The following is an 18,860-nucleotide window of genomic DNA, read 5'->3' on the forward strand; positions in this document are numbered from 1 at the left end:
GAACGTGGCTGCAAGAGGGCGGCAGGCGCAGAGTTACACTCGCAATGCTGCCTTTCGCGGCGCCCATGGCGGGGCCTATGTGCAGATCGGCTGGTTAGGTGGACCTTTGCGCGCTCTAAGGCGTTGCGGCTGTAAGCAGACCTGTCATAGGGTCGGGTGAATTACGGTGAAGGAGAATTATATGAGCGGTCTTCTGGCGCTTCTGGATGATGTGGCGGGGATCGCCAAGGTCGCGGCGGCTTCGATTGATGATATCGCCGGTCAGGCGGCGAAGGCTGGGGCCAAGGCGGCAGGCGCGGTGATTGATGACGCCGCGGTGACGCCGAAATATGTCCACGGTTTTGCTCCGGCGCGAGAATTGCCGATTGTGGGCAAGATCGCATTGGGTTCAATTAAGAATAAGCTGCTAATCTTGCTGCCTGCGGCTTTGCTGCTGACGACATTTGCGCCCTGGCTGATCACACCGCTATTGATGCTGGGCGGGTCTTATCTTTGCTTCGAGGGGGCGGAAAAGATCTGGCATGTTTTGCATCCGCACCATCCCAGCGGCGGCGAGGCGCCAAAGGATCTGCCCAGTGCGCATCTGGAAGCGTCCAAGATCAAAGGCGCTGTTAAAACCGATTTCATCTTATCGGCCGAGATTATGACCATCGCACTTTCGGCGCTGCCCGAAGGGGACCCACTGTGGATCGTGGCGATCACGCTGGCCTTGGTGGGTATCGGCATCACTGCTGTGGTCTATGGCGGTGTGGCTGTGATCGTAAAGGCCGATGATGTTGGCCTGTGGTTGGCTGAGGTGGGAAAATTGGGTGTGACCCGTGCGTTGGGACGGGGGATCGTGCGGTTCATGCCGTGGTTCATGAAAGCCCTGATGATCGTGGGCACTGCCGCGATGATCTGGGTTGGCGGCAACATCATCTTGCATGGTTTGGCCGAATTGGGCTGGCCGGTGGCCTATGACTGGGTGCATCATCAGGCGCAGGCAGTGGGCCATATGGTGCCGGAGGCATGGCTGGGCCTGACCGAATGGGCGGTGACAGCGTTCTTTGATGGCATCTTCGGGTTAGTCTATGGTCTGGTATTGATCCCGTTGATGACGATGATCCTTGCACCACTATTTGGCCTGTTTTCCAAATCTAAATCGCCGGAGGCAGATCATTGACCGTTGCACGCCCCGATTTGATCGGCACCCATCACGTTGCGATCATCTGCGCGGATTACGCGCGTTCGCGTCAGTTTTATCATCAGGTGATGGGGCTGCCGATCATTGCTGAAACTTACCGTGAGGCCCGCGGCAGTTATAAGCTGGACCTTGCGCTGCCGGATGGCACGCAGATTGAGCTGTTTTCGTTCCCCACACCACCCCCGCGCGTTAGCCGACCCGAGGCGCAGGGGCTGCGCCATCTGGCCTTTCGCGTAGCCGATATTGACGAGTGGACCGCTTATCTGACGGGGCATGGGATCACCGTGGAGCCAATCCAGGTGGATGAGCTGACGGGCAAGCGGTTCACATTTTTTGCCGATCCCGATGGGCTGCCATTAGAACTGTATGAACAATAGGCTGGATCAGCGATGGGGGGCGTCAGCATTTAACGCGCGGCTCACCCAACCGTCACTTGACGGAAGGGGCTGCATGGCCGAAAACGTCATGCCGTCAAATTTCGGCCCTTCATCCGCCATTCACAAAAACGACAAGGCGCAGCGATGCAGCAATATGAATATAAGGTGCTATCAGCGCCTGCCAAAGGCGAAAAGTCACGCGGTCTGAAGACCGGTGTGGAACGTTTCGCGCAGACCATGGCCGATACATTGAACCGCATGGCGACCAAGGGATGGGAATTCCAGCGTGCCGAAACCCTACCTGCCGAAGAACGCGCGGGCCTGACCGGCAAAACCACTGTGTATTATAATCTTTTGGTATTTCGTCGCGCCCTTGCACCATCTGCCCATGTAGATGTGATGGACGGTGCGGATCTGGACGACACTGCTGCCAATGATGAGGTCGCGCCGCAGACCCCGCCGCTTTCAAGTGCAGAGCGCCGTGCAATGGCCCTATCCGCCGCCGTGGCCGAGGGGCCAAGCCCGAAGCTGGGCCCGGCATCACGCAGCCATTCGGACCAATCCCCTAAAGACCAAGAGGATTACGACGAATAACCGAGGGCGGTTATGTGTCAATGTCCAGCGCCAGCGCATGGATCCGTGCGATCAGATCAGCCCCGATTAGGGCGTGGACCTTGCGGTGGCGCGCCACACGCCCCATATCTGCCAGGCTGCTGGCTTTTAGACGGATACGGAAATGGCTTTCGCCGGCACGGGCTTGGGCAGAATGTCCAGCGTGCAGGTGGCTTTCGTCGATTATATCCAAAAGCTCTGGTGATAGCGGCATGAGCCGCTCGCGGATTTGCTCCGCAACTGATATATTTTCGCTTGGCATGGGCACGGCCTCTTTCAACTTTGGTGAAATAGATTATGGTGCGTGGCCCGAGTTGAACAAGACGGTCAAGTGCGCACCTCCCCCTAAATGCGCTGAGTTTCGGAGAATTGACCCAGATGCAAAAGAACGATCCTTTCGGTTTCAATATTTCTGCTGCGGCAGATAAGAAACGTCGACAAAAAGGAAAGCGCGGCATGTCCGGCGCTTTTGAAACCTCGACCCGTGTGTGCGACCGTGAAGGCTGCACCGAGTCGGGCCAATACCGTGCACCGAAGAATCCGAAGGTGCTGGATGATTTTTTCTGGTTCTGCAAAGATCACGTGCGTGAATATAATTCCAACTGGAACTATTTTCAGGGCCAGTCCGAGGAAGAGTTCCAGAAGTTTTTGGAGAATGCGACGGTTTGGGAGCGCCCGACAAAGCCGTTCAACCGTGCCAATGACGAACGATTGGGCTGGGCGCGTCACGGCATTTCAGACCCGCAAGAAATTTTGGGCGATAACGCGACCAAAAACCCAGGGCGTAATGTGGTGGGTCGCAAATTACCCCCGACAGAGCGGAAGGCCGTGGGCATTCTAGATGTGAAAGACACCGCCACCAAAGCCGAGATCCGCAAGGCCTATAAGGCGCTGATCAAAGTGCTGCACCCGGATATGAACGGCGGCGACCGCAGCCAGGAAGAAATGCTGCAAGAGGTTGTCTGGGCCTGGGATCAGCTGAAAGAAAGCCGGAATTTCAAATAATATCTCAGGCGGTCCAACAGACCGCCTGTTTTTGCATTCTCAAACTCTGGCGATTATTGCGCCAGCTTCTTCAACACCAGCTCGTTCACTGCGGCCGGATTGGCCTTGCCGCCGGTGGATTTCATCACCTGACCCACGAACCAGCCCGCCAGTTTTGGGTTTTGCTTGGCTTTTTCGACCTGTGCCGGATTGGCTGCGATCACCGCATCTACGGCCGCCTCAATCGCGCCCATGTCAGTAACCTGCTTCATGCCGCGTTCTTCCACCAACGCCTCTGGGTCGCCGCCTTCAGTATAGACGATTTCAAACAAATCCTTGGCGATCTTACCCGAAATGTCGCCCTTTTTGATAAGACCGACAATTTTGCCAAGCTGCTCGGGTGACACCGGGCTTTCCAAAATATCTTTGTCGTCTTTTTTCAGGCGACCGAACAGCTCATTGATGACCCAGTTGGCCGACAGTTTGCCGTCATTGCCAACCGTAAGAACTGCTTCAAAGTAATCCGCGTTTCCCACATCGGCGGTCAAGACGCTGGCATCATATTCCGACAGGCCGAATTCACGCACGAAACGGGCCTTTTTGCCATCGGGCAGTTCGGGCATGGTGGCCGCGATATCATCCACCCAGCCCTGTTCGATTTCCAAAGGCAACAGATCGGGGCAGGGGAAATAGCGATAATCATGCGCTTCTTCCTTTGAGCGCATAGACCGCGTTTCGCCTTTGTCTGGATCGTACAGGCGGGTTTCTTGGTCCACCTTGCCGCCATCTTCGACAATGGCGATTTGCCGGCGGGCTTCATATTCGATCGCCGCCTGAATGAACCGCATGGAGTTCATATTCTTGATTTCACAGCGCGTTCCAAGATGGCTGAAATCACCGGTTTCGACAAATTTCTCATAGGCGCCGGGCTGGCAAATCGACACGTTCACATCAGCACGCAGGTTGCCGTTTTGCATATTGCCGTCGCATGTGCCCAAATAGCGCAGGATCTGGCGCAGCTTACCCACATAGGCGGCGGCTTCTTCCGGGCCACGGATATCGGGGCGCGACACGATTTCCATCAGCGCAACGCCGGTCCGGTTCAGGTCCACAAAGGACATGGTGGGATCCATGTCATGGATCGATTTGCCCGCATCTTGCTCCAGATGGATCCGTTCCACACGGACACGCCGTGCGACGCCCGGTGCCATATCGACGATAATTTCACCTTCACCGACGATGGGATGATACAGCTGGCTGATTTGATAGCCCTGCGGCAAATCCGGGTAAAAATAGTTCTTGCGATCAAAGGCCGAAAACAGGTTGATCTCGGCCTTTAGGCCCAGCCCTGTGCGCACAGCTTGTTCAACGCAATATTCGTTGATCACAGGCAACATGCCGGGCATGGCCGCGTCAACAAAGGCGACATTTGAATTCGGCTCTGCGCCAAATGTCGTGGACGCACCAGAAAAGAGTTTCGCGTTTGAGCTGACCTGCGCATGCACTTCAAGGCCGATCACCAGCTCCCAATCCGATTTCGCACCGGAGATGATTTTCGGTTTAGGGGCCTCAAAGCTGAGATGGTCGAGCATGGTCAAGATCCTCGTTGCAGATGTTCATGCCTTCTAGGACAGGGGCGCGGCTTGGGCAAGGGCCAGCCGCGCCCAAGCTTCGTTGTGTGGGCGGCTTATCCCAGCAGGCGCTGGGTCATTTCCGACAAATCACGCGATAGGCCGCGGGTTTGGCTGATCCGTGTCAGCTCGTCGCGAATATGGGCCTGGCGCGTGGCGTCATAGCGGCGCCATGTCTCAAAGCTGGTGGACATGCGCGCCGCGGTTTGCGGGTTCATCGGGTCCAGCCGGATCAGCCAATCGGCCAAAAAGGCATAGCCATCGCCATTGGCCGCATGAAAGCCCGCATGATTGGCCACTAAGCCGCCGATCAACGACCGAAAGCGGTTGGGGTTTTTCCAGTCAAACAATGGATCTTCGGCGAGCGCCTGTGCCGTTGCAATTGCATCTTTGGGTGGGCAGGCCCCAACCTGCACCATGAACCACTTGTCCATCACCAGACGGTTGTCTTTCCAGCGCTCGCGGAACTGTTCCAGTGCGTGCGCCCCGCGCCCGTGACGGATCAGCGTTGTCAACGCCGCAAGGCTGTCGGTCATATTGCTTGCGCTATCGAACAGGGCCTGCGCCCGGTGGCCCGCGTCGATATGGCTTAACAGACCCAGACATGCGCGGCGTAAATCGCGTTGGCCTGCTGAATGTGCGTCCGGGCTATAGGGGCCTTTGACCTCGGTCGCGTCATACAGCTGTTCCAGGCGGGTCTGATGTGTCTGGGCGATTTTGCGGGCCAGATCGGCGCGCGCGACATAGATCGCATCGGGGTCAGGGGTCTTGCCGCTGGCGAAGATCGCCTGCGCCAGCTCATCATCGCTGGGCAGCGAAAGGCAATGTGCCAGAAAGGTCGGATCAAGGCTGTCATCGGCCAGAAGCCCGCCGATTGCCGTTAGGAAATCATCAGATGGATCGGCACCGGTGGTCATCGCAATCAGCGTGGTCTTGGCCAGGCTATGGCCCGCATCCCAGCGATTGAACCCATCGGTGTCATGCGCCAGCAAAAATGCCAGATCCGCCGTCGACAGATCCCGGGCCAACATCACCGGGGCCGAGAAATCGCGCAAGATAGATGCAGTCGGCCGTTCGCTTAAGCCGGGGAAATGGAAGCTCTGCGTGGCCTCTGTCATTTCCAGCAAGGTGGTGGGCACAACCTCTGTGCCATCGGGCGCCAATAGGCCGATCTGAATGGGGATGTGGCGTGGCGCTTTGGTCGGGTCACCGGGTGTCGGTGCGGTGCTTTGGGTGAAGGTCAGGGTCAGTGTGTCGCCGTCCCATTCTTCGGTCACGTCCAGACGCGGCGTCCCGGCAGAGGTATACCACAGTTTGAACTGATCCAGATTGCGCCCGGTCGTGTCTTCAAACACCTTCAGCCAGTCTTCGATTGTGCAGGCCTGACCATCATGGCGGTCGAAATACAAATCCAGCGCGGTCTTATAGCCATCATCGCCTGCAAGCCGTTTTAACATCCCGACCAGTTCGGCGCCTTTTTCATAAACAGTGACGGTGTAGAAATTGTTGATCTCACGGTAGTGGTCGGGCCGCGGGGGATGTGCCAGCGGTCCTTGGTCTTCGCGGAATTGGCGTGCGCGTAAAGTGGCAGCATCTTCGATCCGTTTGACCGGGCCAAGGCGTACATCGCGCGTAAAGCTTTGATCGCGGAATACGGTCAGCCCCTCTTTCAGGCACAGTTGGAACCAATCACGGCAGGTGATCCGGTTGCCGGTCCAATTGTGGAAATATTCATGTCCGATCACCGCTTCTATGCGCATATAATCGGTGTCCGTCGCCGTTTCCGGGGACGCGAGAACCAGTTTAGAGTTAAAGATATTCAACCCTTTATTCTCCATCGCGCCCATGTTGAAATCATCAACGGCAACGATGTTAAACAGGTCCAGATCATATTCACGCCCATAGGCGGTTTCGTCCCATTGCATTGATAATTTCAGGCTTTCAAGCGCAAAATCACAGCGATCTTCATCGCCGGGGCGCACATAGATGTTCAGATCAACATTACGGCCCGAGCGTGTGGTGAAACAGCCAGAGGTTGCAACAAGGTCGCCGGCGACCAGCGCGAACAGATATGCAGGTTTGGGCCAAGGATCATCCCATTCGGCCCAACCTTCGCCTTTGCCGGCCGGATTGCCATTTGACAGCAAGACCGGCAGATCCCCTTCGATGCGTACATGAAAGCGCGCCATCACATCTGGGCGATCCGGGTAGTAGGTGATTTTGCGGAACCCTTCGGCCTCGCATTGGGTGCAATACATGCCGTTGGACATATACAGCCCCTCAAGCGCGGTATTGGCATTGGGGGCGATTTCGACTTCGCAGGACAGGGTGAAGGCGGTTGTCGGTACAGCGCTTGCAGCAATGGTCAGCCCAGTCGGGGTGACGGAATATTCTTTTTTATTCAGAGGGCTGTCATTGATCGCCAAAGAAATAAGTGACAGCTCTTCGCCATCCAGATGCAGGTCCGCATTCGGCGCTGTCGGTGCCATATGCAACAGGCTTTTGACGCGGGTAGCCCCGGGCGACAGGCGGAAGGTCAGCGCCACATGGTCGATGGTGAATGGGTAGGCGCGATAATCTGCAAGGCGAATGGTGCCGTCCATGACAGGCTCCTTTGGAACTGGATCAGGGGGCAGACGTTAAGCGGCCAAGCGGAGGTGTTCAAGCAACACCACCGCGATGTGATCACAAATCATTGGAGATCCGAAATGTCTGTCTCAGAAACTGAACTGTCACGTGACTACACACATCATCGCGGTGCGCTGTGGACGATGTTTGCCGTAGTCGTTTTTGCGCTGATCATGATTGGTGCGTGGCTGGCGGGAGCGTTTGAATCTGCCCCGGATGTGGTAAGCGGCAGGCCCGCGATAACGTCCGAACAGGGCTATTTGACCGAAAGCGCGGGCGCCCAAAATGTGGCGCGTGAACAGGCGGCGCTTGCCCCGGCCGCGGCTGGCACCACGTTAGAGATGCGCGGTGCCACACCGCAGGCGCCTTTGGATGGTGCGGGTGTGTCGACCACCCCAAATGAGGTGGCATCACCCAGCGCTGTGCAACAAGACACTGCCATTGCAGAAGAAAGTGGCATTTTACAGTAAAAACGACTTCGTATGACTGTGCCAGCACGAATTGCGGGCACGATCATACGCAATTTCCCGCCTCCAGGTTCTGGACAGTTCCGATTGGCTTGCGCACACTGCGCGCAAATAGCCATCAGGAGAGCCATATGACCAACCGGGTAAAACGGGTAGAGATGTCGGTTGCGCAAGAGCTTGCGGATTTCATTGAAACCCGTGCCTTGCCGGGGACGGGAATTGTGCCGGACAGGTTCTGGGCCGGGCTTTCCATGTTGGTGCATGAATTCGGGCCAAAGAACCGCGCATTGTTGGAGACGCGCGAAAAGATGCAGTCGCAAATTGACGATTGGCATTTGCATCATCGCGATGCGCCCCATGACAATGTGGCCTATCAAGATTTTCTGCGTGATATCGGCTACCTTGTGCCTGAGGGCGATGATTTCACCATTGAAACCCCGCAGACAGATCCAGAATTTGCGTCTCAATGCGGTCCGCAATTGGTCGTGCCGATTATGAACGCGCGCTATGCGCTGAACGCTGCCAATGCGCGTTGGGGGTCATTGTATGACGCCTATTATGGTACCGATGCGCTGGGCGACCTGCCTGATAGCAAAGGGTTTGATGCGGCGCGTGGGGCGCGGGTCGTGGCAGCTGCGAAGGCGTTCTTAGACAAGCATTTCCCGCTGGTAGCTGGGCGTTGGGCGGATGTGACGGGGCTGCGCGTCGCCAATGGTGGCTTATTCGTTTCCGGGACGGAACAGACCGGTTTGATGAACCCCGCGCAATTTGTTGGCTTGCGCGGTGATGCCGAGGATCCTGATGCGATTGTTCTGAAGAACAATGGTTTGCATGTAATCATTGATCGTGATGCTGACCATCAGATCGGCGCGGTGGATCCGGCCCATATCTCGGATGTGAAATTGGAATCCGCGCTGTCTTCGATTATGGATTGCGAAGATTCTGTCGCAGCGGTTGATGCCGAAGACAAGGTGCTTGCCTATGGCAATTGGCTTGGGCTGATGCGCGGTGACTTGGCGGAGACCGTGACCAAGGGTGGGCAGAATTTCACCCGCGTGCTGAACCCTGATCTGGTATTTGACGCGCCTGAGGGTGGTACGGTCAGCCTGAAAGGGCGGGCGATGATGTTGGTGCGCAATGTTGGTCATCTGATGACCAATCCCGCCATTTTGGACCGTGATGGCCATGAAGCCTTCGAGGGACTGATGGATGCGATGGTCACCACGCTATGTGCGCTGCATGATTTGCAAAAGACCGAAGCGCCTCGAAATTCTGAAACTGGGTCGGTTTATGTCGTCAAACCCAAGATGCATGGCCCGCATGAGGTCGCATTTGCCTGTGCCGTGTTTGACTTTGTCGAAGAAGTCTTGGGCCTGCCCGCCAACACGGTCAAGCTGGGCATCATGGATGAGGAACGACGGACTTCGGTCAATTTGAAAGAATGTATCCGGGCGGCGAAATCGCGCGTGGCGTTCATCAACACCGGTTTTCTGGACCGCACTGGCGATGAAATTCATACCAGTATGGAAGCCGGAGCGATGCTGCCCAAGGGGGAGATGAAGTCTCAGGCGTGGATTTCTGCCTATGAGGACCGCAATGTTGATATCGGCCTGCGTTGTGGTCTATCTGGGCGCGCGCAAATCGGCAAAGGTATGTGGGCGATGCCGGATTTGATGGCGGATATGTTGGTGCAGAAAATCGGCCATCCACAGGCTGGGGCGAATTGCGCCTGGGTGCCATCGCCCACTGCGGCAACGCTGCATGCCATGCATTATCATCAGGTCGATGTCTTGGCGCGCCAGGCAGAGATCGCAGCCTTGGCGCGACCTGCGAGGTTGACGGATTTATTGACACTGCCCTTGGCGCAGGGGCGCAATTTCTCGGATGAGGAACTGCGTGCAGAGGTTGAAAACAATGCTCAGGGGATCCTGGGCTATGTCGTTCGCTGGGTTGATCAGGGGGTGGGCTGTTCTAAAGTGCTCGATATTCATGATGTCGGGCTGATGGAAGACCGGGCGACATGCCGTATTTCTTCGCAAGCGCTGAGTAATTGGTTGCATCATGGCGTGGTGAGCGATCAGCAGGTTATGGATGCAATGCGTAAAATGGCGGCGGTCGTGGACCGCCAAAATGCGGATGACCCGGCGTATAAGCCGATGGCGCCTGGGTTTGATGGGCTGGCGTTTCAGGCTGGATGTGATCTGGTGTTTCTGGGGCGGGTGCAGCCATCAGGCTATACCGAGCCTGTGCTACATGCGCGCCGGCGGGCACTGAAAGACGGTTAAAGGATCTAGACGGGGGCACGTTTTTGTCCCCCATCGAGGGGGATCACAAACGTCGGCGGCCGTGGGGCCGCCGATTGCGCCTGTGATCACCGAGTGTGCGACATGGCGGATGCTGTGCCTTTTTGTGAATGTCATTGGCGCAAATGCACAGCCCTTGCGCGTTTACGGCCTTTTCAGAAAAAAATGCTCGACTTACCTTTGTGCCGACAAAGGAGTTTCCCATGACCAGACCCATCGTTGGCATTTTGTGCAACCGTATTCTTGTGAATGACCGATATCCGGTTCACGAAGGTGGCACGATGGTATCCGAGGCGGTAGCCAAGGTTTCGGGATGTATGCCAATCTTAATCCCAACGGACCCGGAGTTCACCAATGTCGCGGAGGTGTTGGAGCTTTGCGATGGGTTCTTATTGCCTGGTGGCCGACCCAATGTGCATCCCTCGGAATATGGGGCCGAGGAAACCCCTGCGCATGGGACGTTTGACCGTGGACGCGATGCGATTTCATTGCCGTTGATTCGTGCCTGTGTGGAGCGCGGCCAGCCGTTTATGGGGATTTGCCGTGGCTTCCAAGAGGTCAATGTTGCAATGGGCGGGAGCCTACATCCTGAAATTCGTGACCTGCCAGGACGGCGTAATCATAGGATGCCCACTGAAGGGACATTGGCTGATGGGTTCACCAATCGTCATACTGTCTCACTGACGCCGGGGGGGCGGTTCGCCCGGATTTTTGGCGCGGATCAGGTTGTGACCAATTCGCTGCACGGGCAGGGGGTGGACATCCCAGGCCCACGGATCGTTGTCGATGGCCGTGCCGAAGATGGCACTGTTGAGGCAATCTATGTCCGTGATGCGCCGGGCTTTACCTATAGCGTGCAGTGGCATCCCGAATGGCAGGCTGATCAAGACGCGGTCTCCAGGCCCTTGTTTGAGGCCTTTGGCGCCGCGGTGAAAGATTGGGCTATGGCGCGCAATGGGATGACGCAGGTCGCATAAGCCACGCATCCGTAACATACTGGCGAATATGCAAAACGGCGGCCTATGAGACCGCCGTTTTTTCATGTGCAAGGCCTTAGATCAGATGATCCGGTTAATATGCCCCATCTTGCGGCCTGGTTTGGCCTCGGCCTTGCCGTATAGATGGATCTGGGTCTTTGGCTCTGCCGCGAAACCTGGCACGCGCAGAACATCATCGCCCAGAAGGTTGAGCATTTCGACATTGGCATAGCGGCTACCATCGCCTAACGGCCAGCCCGCAACAGCACGGATGTGCTGCTCAAACTGATCGACGGTGCAGCCAGCCTGTGTCCAATGACCCGAGTTGTGAACGCGCGGCGCAATTTCATTGACCAGCAGGCCGTCGGGCGTCACGAACAGCTCCACCCCCATAACACCGACATAGTCCAAAGCATTCAAAATCCGCGCAGCAATCAAAATTGCATCGGTGCGCAGAGATTCGGACAGTTTTGCCGGCACCGTGGTGGTGTGCAGGATGCCGTTTTCATGGATGTTTTCGCCGGGATCAAAGCAGGCTACCTGACCATCAGCGCCCCGCGCAGCGATCACTGAAATCTCCGCGCTGAAATTCACAAAACCTTCCAGCACCGCCTCGGCGCCCGCCATTGCAGTCAAGGCCGGGGCAGCATCGTTGGCGGACATAATCCGGGCCTGGCCCTTGCCATCATATCCCAAGCGGGTGGTTTTCAAAATCGCAGGTGTGCCGATCTGCGCAACCGCGCTGTCAAGTGACGCGGCATCTGTCACTTTTGCCCAAGGTGCAGTGGCCAGCCCAATGTCATTTAGGAATGATTTTTCTATAACCCGATCTTGCGAAATTTCTAACACCCGGCGGCCGGGGCGGATGGGACGCATTTGCTCCAGCAGATCCAGCGCGGCGGAGGGGATATTTTCAAATTCATAGGTGATCACATCGACCGATTCGGCAAACGCCTGCAGTGCGAGAGCATCATCATAAGGGGCGGTGGTTACACGATGCGCAGTATCGGCGGCAGGGGCCTGCGGGCTGGGTTCATAAATATGGCAGCGGAACCCCAGCCGTGCGGCTGCGACCGACAACATACGACCCAACTGGCCACCACCCAAAATCCCAATGACCGCACCGGGTTGCAACGACATATCAGCCATTAGATTTCGTCCTTAGGCTCATCCGGGATAGAGGCGGATAGCGCATCACGCCACGCGTCCAGCTTTTCGCCCAACGTCGGATCACTGATCGCCAGAATGCCAGCGGCCATCAGGCCTGCATTGGCCGCCCCGGCAGAGCCGATCGCCATCGTGGCAACTGGAAAGCCTTTGGGCATCTGCACAATGGAATACAAGCTGTCGACACCTGACAGAGCGCGGGTTTGCACCGGAACGCCGATCACCGGGACACGGGTTTTCGATGCCATCATGCCGGGCAAATGCGCCGCCCCGCCAGCCCCTGCGATAATCACATGCAAACCACGAGACACTGCCGATTTGCCATAGTCCCACAGCCGATCTGGAGTGCGATGGGCAGAGACGATTTTCTTTTCGTAGGGGATGCCCAGCTCGTCCAGAACAACGGCCGCTTCACGCATGGTGGGCCAGTCCGACTGGCTGCCCATGATAATACCGACTTTCACACTCATGCTGGCCTCCGTTTTAAAAAGCGGCACTATATGCGCGAAACCTATCGGCGCAAGGGGAACTCAGCATTACAGGACCATCAACCGGCCACTACAGCGATCTTAGGCCAAAATATCGGGGATCAGCTTGTCTTCGATCCGCGATATCTCATCCTTTAGATACAGTTTTTGCTTCTTTAGCCGCACGATCCGCAATTGATCGGGATGGCCTGAATTTTGCAGGGCCAAGATTGCCTCGTCCAGATCGCGGTGCTCGCGGCGCAGAACCTCAATTTTTACACGCAGAACATCTTCGTGTTCCATTTCGATATGGGCGTTCATCGGGTGTGTCCGTGTGACTGGCGGTGCCGCGGGGAGGGCGACACCTGGCTGTTTGTCTGACGGTCGAGCGACTTTCTGTCTGACTCGACTCGCGGTAAGGTTTATTAATACACTAATTTCTTCACGAAAGGGAAAAAAACCTGCTTATCCCTTTATGAACAGGCTCTTGTGCTGTCGAGATATGCTTCCCATATTAGGAATACGGGCCGCCGCATCTGGGGCCTGACCCGCAACGTCGCTTGAAGTAAGGGCTTGCCTGATGACGAAACTAAGCTTTGGGGCGCATCCCTATCTGCTGGGCTTTGACCAGTTGGAACGGTTGGTGGAGCGCACCGCAAAAACCGGGGCGGAAGGGTATCCGCCTTATAACATTGAACAATCTGGACAAGATTCGTTCCGCATAACACTCGCTGTGGCGGGGTTTTCAGAACAAGATTTGGCGATCACGATGGAAGACCGGGCCTTGGTAATTCGGGGTCGGCAAGCTGATGTGGAAGAAGGTCGCGTCTTTTTGCACCGGGGTATTGCAGCCCGCGCATTTCAGCGTAGCTTTGTTCTGGCAGATGGGGTGGATGTTTCGGGCGCACAGATCGAAAACGGCCTTTTGCATGTCGACCTGACCCGCGCGATGCCCGAACCCGTGATCCAGACGATCCCGATTGAACGAAAATAAACGGAACAATGACGACGGCGAGACGTTTTATCTAAATAGACAGGAGAGATATCATGGACACAAAATTCGATTTCGGTTCGAACGACGGTGAGCGCCATGTTTATGTGCGCCCGGTTTTGGTCTCTACACTCCCCGAAGACGTGCAAGCGCAAGCTGGCGGTTTGACGCAACTGTATTCCTTGCACGATGCGAAGGGACAGCAATTGGCCTTGGTGCGCGACCGTAAAATGGCGTTTTCCTTGGCGCGCGAAAATGATCTGGCGCCCGTCAGCGTTCACTGACGCATAAGAAAACATCGCGGATCGGGTGCGCCGGTTCGGTGACAGATATGAGAAAGGGCCGCAATTTGCGGCCCTTTCCTTTGTGTGCAGGCAGTTGAATTATTCCGCCAAGCCTTTTTCTGCTAGCCAGCGCTCAGCATCAAGCGCGGCCATGCAGCCCATGCCTGCCGAGGTTACGGCCTGGCGATAGACATGGTCGGTCAGGTCACCTGCGGCAAAAACACCGGGGATCGAAGTGCGCGTTGTGCCCGGTTCAACCCAGACATAGCCGCCATCAATCAGCTTCAGTTGGTCTTTGACAAGTTCGGACGCTGGTGCGTGACCGATGGCCACAAAGAACCCGTCGCAGGGGATTTCGCGTTCGTGGCCGTCATCTGTGGATTTTACGCGCACGCCGGTCACGCCCAACGGGGCTTCAGTTCCTAAAACCTCTTCGACGGTGTGATTCCAGACCATTTCAATTTTCGGGTTTTTGAACAGGCGCTCTTGCAGAATTTTTTCGGCGCGCAGGCTGTCGCGGCGATGCACCAAGGTGACTTTGGAGGCGAAATTGGTCAAGAACAGCGCCTCTTCCACGGCGGTGTTGCCGCCGCCGATCACCACGACCTCTTTCCCGCGATAGAAGAAGCCGTCGCAGGTGGCGCATGCCGATACGCCAAACCCCTGGAATTTGGTTTCAGAGGGAAGACCCATCCATTTTGCCTGCGCCCCAGTGGCCAGCACGATGGCGTCGGCCTCATATGTTGTGCCGCTGTCACCATGGGCGGTGAAAGGATGCGTGCTTAAGTCCAGCCCGTCAATGTAATCGCCGATGATTTCGGTGCCCATCGCGCGGGCGTGTTCTTCCATCTGGATCATCAGGTCAGGGCCTTGAACCTCGGTCTTGCCGGGCCAGTTTTCGACATCCGTAGTGATGGTTAGCTGACCGCCGGGTTGCAGGCCTTGCACCAACACGGGTGACAACATCGCGCGCGAGGCGTAGACGCCAGCGGTGTAACCTGCCGGGCCGGAGCCAATGATCAGCAGTTTGGTCTTTTTCGTCTCGCCCATCGGCTTGCCTCCATCGAAACTGTCGGTCAGTGGATATAAGCGCCCTTTGATCGAACGGAAACCCCCGGAGCGTGGTGAAATGGCCCGGCGGGTCAAATTAACCTCGTATTGCTCTTGCATGTGCAGCAATGAAATATTATTGCGCAAAAGCGGGTAAAAAGATAAGGTCGCGCCGAAGCGCGGAGGAAACTATGGCCACATCAAAGCTGGATGAGATCGACAGGAAGATCCTGGCCGAACTGCAGGCAGATGGCCGGATGACCAATGTGGAACTGGCAAAACGTGTTGGAATTTCGGCGCCGCCTTGTTTACGGCGCGTGCGCACGCTGGAAGAGGCCGGATATATTCGCGGCTATCATGCCGATGTGAATCCCCGCGAGCTGGGATTTGAAGTGCAGGTCTTTGCGTCGGTGCGGTTGCATTCGCAGTCAGAGGCGGATTTGGCCGCCTTTGAAGATCGGTGCCGCAGTTGGCCTTTGGTGCGCGAGTGCCATATGTTGAATGGCGAGGTGGATTTCATTTTGAAATGCGCTGCACCTGATTTGTCGAGCTTTCAGGGTTTTTTGATGCGGGATCTGACAGCGGCAGAAAATGTCGCGAGTGTGAAGACGTCGTTGGTGATCCGCTGTGCCAAGGATGAGCCCGGTGTGCCGTTCGATGTCATGGAAGAACGTTTGGCGCGTCAGGCGTAATTTGCCCGAGGCGGTTGTCGGTGACAATTGGATCTGATTTTCGCGAATATGTCCTGCGCTGTTTGGTGGCCTTTTGGTGCGTGAAGTCTTTGCCGTGACAGCAGGAGTTGAGCGTGGAGGGGCGCTGCCCCGACCGCAGCGTTGAGGGCTCGATGCCCTCAACGCTGCGATCCCCCGGGATATTTTTCGCAAGATGAAAGGCGCGCAGGTGTTTAGTGGGTGAGCGCCTCGAGGATCCTTGCCCAGGATCGTGTGCCTTTATGGAAGCTTTCCACATTATATTTTTCATTCGGCGAGTGGATTGCATCGTCATCATGCGCAAAGCCGATCAGCATGGAATCCATTCCTAGGATATCTTTGAAATAGCCTGCGATTGGGATTGATCCGCCCATGCCGACGATAACCGCGTCGCGCTTCCATTCGTCTGAAAGAGCCTGTCGTGCAGCTTCAAATTCGGGACGGCTTGTATCCATGAAGGCGGCTTTGGCACCGGGAAGTGACGTGTCCCAGCGCAGTGCAGCATCTTCTGGCAGACGGGCTTCAAGATGTTCGCGTAGCTGAGTGCGGATATGCGCCGGATCTTGTTCGCCCACCAGCCGGCAGGTGATTTTGCAATGCGCTTGTGCGGGGATGACCGTTTTCGATCCTGCGCCTTGATAGCCGCCCCAAAGCCCGTTGATTTCAACGGTTGGGCGTGCCCATTGTTGTTCCAACGTCGAATAGCCGGTTTCGCCATGCGCCTTGGTGAAGCCGACCGAATTAAGGTATTCTGCCTCGTTAAAGCCGCATGTTTTCCATTGCTCCAGCTGCTGTGCCGGAACTTCATGCACACCGTCATAAAAGCCTGTGATTGTCACCCGGCCCGTGTCGTCATGCAGACTTGCGATCAGTTTGGAGATTTCGCGCAAAGGGTTTAGCCCTGGCCCGCCGTAATGGCCGGAATGCAGGTCGATTTTTGGCCCCATCAGGGTAAATTCTTCCTTGAGCATTCCGCGTAGGCTGCCTGAAATGGAAGGAACACCGGGGGAGACCATTGATGTGTCACAGATCAATGCGAGGCTGGAGGTGAGCTCGGCTGCGTGTTCTTTCATGAAGGGTACGAGGGAGGGCGAGCCTGATTCTTCTTCACCTTCAAGGAAAATCAGTAGGTTCGGTGGCAGCTGTCCGTTCACATCTTTGTATGCGCGGCAGGCTTCGATAAAGGTCATCAGCTGACCTTTATCGTCAGACGCGCCCCGGCCACGGATTACTTTGCCCTTTGGTGTGTCTTGCAGTTGGGGTTCAAACGGTGGGGTGTTCCATAGGTCCAGCGGGTCAACAGGTTGCACGTCGTAATGGCCATAAAAGAGCAATTTTGGTCCGTCGCCGGGTGTGGTTGCTGTGACCATTGGATGGCCCGGTGTCGGCCGTAATTGCGCAGAGAAACCGATATCTGTCAGTTCGTTAACCAGCCATTGGGCCGCTGCAAGGCAATCATCTTTGAACGCAGGATCGGTAGAGATCGACGGGATGCGCAGCAGGGTCATCAACCGGTCAAGCGCGTGGGGCAGGGCCTCATCAATTCGGGTCAGAACGGCGTCGATTGCCATGGCGGTTCTCCTTATTTTTGCGCGACCCTATCAGCGCTTGCGCCACTGTCCAGCGCAGGGCAGCTATGCATGGGACGAAAGGCGTATTTGCTTTTTTGTCACCCGCGACAAAATAGCCCCTCCAAAGATGTATATTTGATCTTTATCAAGGTGACGCGGTTAGAATGCTTCTAGAAGCTGGGCCAAGCGGATATAGCAAGGACAATGACAATGAATTACGATAATGCGCTCGATAACGCTCTGGGGCAGCTGCATGATGAAGGTCGCTATCGTGTATTCATTGATATTGAACGGGAAAAGGGTGCGTTCCCAAAGGCGGATTGGACCCGGCCGGACGGCACCAAGCAAGAAATCACCATTTGGTGTGGCAATGATTACCTGGGCATGGGGCAACATCCTGCCGTTTTGAATGCCATGCATGAGGCGTTGGATGCGACGGGTGCGGGGTCGGGTGGGACGCGCAATATTTCGGGCACTACGGTATATCACAACCGGCTTGAAGCCGAGATTGCAGATCTGCATTGCAAGGAAGCGGCGCTGGTGTTTTCATCGGCGTATATCGCCAATGATGCCACGTTGTCGACATTGCCGAAGCTGTTTCCGGGGTTAGTGATTTTCTCGGATGAGCTGAACCATGCGTCGATGATCGAAGGCATCCGCCGTAACGGTGGCGCCAAGCGTATCTTCCGCCACAATGATCTTGCGCATCTTCGCGAATTGCTGGCGGCGGAAGATCCCGCCACGCCCAAATTGATCGCATTCGAGTCCGTCTATTCGATGGATGGCGATTTCGGTCCGATTTCAGAGATTTGTGATCTGGCAGAAGAATTCGGCGCGCTGACCTATCTTGATGAGGTCCATGCTGTCGGCATGTACGGTGCACGCGGGGCAGGGATTGCCGAGAAAATCGGTGAGACTCGGATTGATATTTTTAACGGCACTTTGGGTAAGGCCTTCGGGGTTTTTGGCGGTTATATCGCGGCAAGCGCGAAGATGGTGGATGCCGTGCGCTCTTATGCGCCGGGGTTCATTTTTACGACATCATTGCCGCCAGCGGTTGCGGCCGGGGCTGCCGCTTCGATCGCGTTTTTGAAGACTGCCGGTGGGCAGCGTCTGCGCGACATGCAGCAAGAGCACGCGAAGGTGCTGAAACTGCGTCTGCGGGCGATGGGTTTGCCCTTTATCGATCATGGCAGTCATATTGTGCCAGTGCATGTTGGGAACCCAACGCATTGTAAAGCGTTGTCTGATATGTTGCTGGATGAGTTCGGGGTCTATGTTCAGCCGATCAATTTCCCGACCGTTCCGCGCGGCACAGAACGTCTGCGTTTCACGCCTTCACCGGTGCATGATGCAAAAGAGATTGACGGTTTGGTTAAAGCGCTCGACTCGTTGTGGTCGCGCTGTGCGCTGAATCGTGCCGATGCGTGTGCATAAGTCACAAGTTTGGCTGTAAAG

19 protein-coding genes are annotated in these 18,860 nt (G+C 56.2%); 11 read left to right on the top strand and 8 right to left on the bottom strand.

The genetic code is table 11. From position 1 onward, the window contains the following. The first annotated feature begins 181 nt into the window (after positions 1-181). The 3 genes from BFP70_RS08020 (at position 182) to BFP70_RS08030 (ending at position 2,154) form a co-directional block, all read left to right on the top strand. Positions 182-1,162: a DUF808 domain-containing protein gene (locus BFP70_RS08020; RefSeq protein WP_066010825.1), complete on the top strand. Its 981-nt coding sequence runs from the start codon at positions 182-184 to the stop codon at positions 1,160-1,162. Beyond that, positions 1,159-1,560 (top strand): VOC family protein, encoded by a 402-nt coding sequence (locus BFP70_RS08025; protein ID WP_083217397.1) that lies wholly within the window; start codon positions 1,159-1,161, stop codon positions 1,558-1,560. Before BFP70_RS08020 ends, BFP70_RS08025 begins: the two co-directional genes overlap by 4 nt. 144 nt (positions 1,561-1,704) lie before the next feature. Beyond that, on the top strand, positions 1,705-2,154 hold the full coding sequence (locus tag BFP70_RS08030) for a DUF4177 domain-containing protein (protein WP_066010826.1): 450 nt from the start codon (positions 1,705-1,707) through the stop codon (positions 2,152-2,154). A gap of 10 nt (positions 2,155-2,164) precedes the next feature. On the opposite strand, the gene BFP70_RS08035 is transcribed toward BFP70_RS08030, so the two are convergent. Then, entirely contained in the window at positions 2,165-2,434 is a 270-nt protein-coding gene (locus BFP70_RS08035) for a BolA family transcriptional regulator (RefSeq protein ID WP_255356640.1), read from the bottom strand. 116 nt (positions 2,435-2,550) lie between these two features. Here BFP70_RS08035 and BFP70_RS08040 point away from each other — a divergent pair, with 116 nt between their 5' ends. Beyond that, complete coding sequence (locus tag BFP70_RS08040; protein WP_066010827.1) at positions 2,551-3,177, top strand: DnaJ domain-containing protein; 627 nt, start codon at positions 2,551-2,553, stop codon at positions 3,175-3,177. 53 nt (positions 3,178-3,230) lie between these two features. Here the strand turns inward: BFP70_RS08040 and gatB are convergent, their stop codons facing one another. Then, a complete protein-coding gene (gene gatB, locus BFP70_RS08045) occupies positions 3,231-4,748 on the bottom strand; it encodes an Asp-tRNA(Asn)/Glu-tRNA(Gln) amidotransferase subunit GatB (protein ID WP_066010828.1) in 1,518 nt (505 codons plus the stop codon). 95 nt (positions 4,749-4,843) lie between these two features. Beyond that, positions 4,844-7,390: an aminopeptidase N gene (pepN, locus tag BFP70_RS08050; RefSeq protein WP_066010829.1), complete on the bottom strand. Its 2,547-nt coding sequence runs from the start codon at positions 7,388-7,390 to the stop codon at positions 4,844-4,846. A gap of 105 nt (positions 7,391-7,495) precedes the next feature. Between pepN and BFP70_RS08055 the strand changes: the two genes are divergently transcribed. The 3 genes from BFP70_RS08055 (at position 7,496) to BFP70_RS08065 (ending at position 11,162) form a co-directional block, all read left to right on the top strand. Next, the gene (locus tag BFP70_RS08055) at positions 7,496-7,885 is read left to right on the top strand and encodes a hypothetical protein (protein WP_066010830.1); all 390 of its coding nucleotides are present in this window, start codon (positions 7,496-7,498) and stop codon (positions 7,883-7,885) included. Positions 7,886-8,013: 128 nt separating this feature from the next. After that, positions 8,014-10,167 (top strand): malate synthase G, encoded by a 2,154-nt coding sequence (locus BFP70_RS08060; protein WP_066010831.1) that lies wholly within the window; start codon positions 8,014-8,016, stop codon positions 10,165-10,167. 221 nt (positions 10,168-10,388) lie between these two features. After that, complete coding sequence (locus BFP70_RS08065) at positions 10,389-11,162, top strand: gamma-glutamyl-gamma-aminobutyrate hydrolase family protein (protein ID WP_066010832.1); 774 nt, start codon at positions 10,389-10,391, stop codon at positions 11,160-11,162. Between the two features lie 81 nt (positions 11,163-11,243). On the opposite strand, the gene BFP70_RS08070 is transcribed toward BFP70_RS08065, so the two are convergent. From BFP70_RS08070 to BFP70_RS08080, 3 genes are all read right to left on the bottom strand, one after another. Next, positions 11,244-12,311: a 5-(carboxyamino)imidazole ribonucleotide synthase gene (locus tag BFP70_RS08070; RefSeq protein WP_066010833.1), complete on the bottom strand. Its 1,068-nt coding sequence runs from the start codon at positions 12,309-12,311 to the stop codon at positions 11,244-11,246. After that, positions 12,311-12,799: a 5-(carboxyamino)imidazole ribonucleotide mutase gene (gene purE, locus BFP70_RS08075; protein WP_066010834.1), complete on the bottom strand. Its 489-nt coding sequence runs from the start codon at positions 12,797-12,799 to the stop codon at positions 12,311-12,313. The genes BFP70_RS08070 and purE overlap by 1 nt, the downstream gene beginning before the upstream one ends. Before the next feature lie 99 nt (positions 12,800-12,898). Further along, positions 12,899-13,117 carry a YdcH family protein gene (locus BFP70_RS08080; protein ID WP_066010835.1) on the bottom strand — a complete coding sequence of 73 codons (219 nt, stop codon included), beginning with the start codon at positions 13,115-13,117 and terminating at the stop codon, positions 12,899-12,901. Positions 13,118-13,376: 259 nt separating this feature from the next. Between BFP70_RS08080 and BFP70_RS08085 the strand changes: the two genes are divergently transcribed. Beyond that, positions 13,377-13,790, top strand: coding sequence for an Hsp20 family protein (locus tag BFP70_RS08085; protein WP_066010836.1), 414 nt, complete (start codon positions 13,377-13,379; stop codon positions 13,788-13,790). Between the two features lie 53 nt (positions 13,791-13,843). Then, entirely contained in the window at positions 13,844-14,071 is a 228-nt protein-coding gene (locus BFP70_RS08090) for a DUF1150 family protein (RefSeq protein ID WP_066010837.1), read from the top strand. A 99-nt stretch (positions 14,072-14,170) separates the two neighbouring features. On the opposite strand, the gene trxB is transcribed toward BFP70_RS08090, so the two are convergent. Next, positions 14,171-15,121 carry a thioredoxin-disulfide reductase gene (gene trxB, locus BFP70_RS08095; RefSeq protein WP_066010838.1) on the bottom strand — a complete coding sequence of 317 codons (951 nt, stop codon included), beginning with the start codon at positions 15,119-15,121 and terminating at the stop codon, positions 14,171-14,173. Between the two features lie 191 nt (positions 15,122-15,312). Between trxB and BFP70_RS08100 the strand changes: the two genes are divergently transcribed. Continuing rightward, entirely contained in the window at positions 15,313-15,813 is a 501-nt protein-coding gene (locus tag BFP70_RS08100; RefSeq protein WP_066010839.1) for an Lrp/AsnC family transcriptional regulator, read from the top strand. A gap of 212 nt (positions 15,814-16,025) precedes the next feature. Here BFP70_RS08100 and BFP70_RS08105 read toward each other — a convergent pair whose 3' ends face one another. After that, positions 16,026-17,402, bottom strand: coding sequence for a M20/M25/M40 family metallo-hydrolase (locus tag BFP70_RS08105; protein WP_066010840.1), 1,377 nt, complete (start codon positions 17,400-17,402; stop codon positions 16,026-16,028). Between the two features lie 210 nt (positions 17,403-17,612). Here BFP70_RS08105 and hemA point away from each other — a divergent pair, with 210 nt between their 5' ends. Next, complete coding sequence (hemA, locus tag BFP70_RS08110) at positions 17,613-18,839, top strand: 5-aminolevulinate synthase (protein ID WP_066010841.1); 1,227 nt, start codon at positions 17,613-17,615, stop codon at positions 18,837-18,839. Positions 18,840-18,860: the final 21 nt, after the last annotated feature.

The organism is Thioclava sp. SK-1 (assembly GCF_001705665.1).
GTDB lineage: Bacteria > Pseudomonadota > Alphaproteobacteria > Rhodobacterales > Rhodobacteraceae > Thioclava.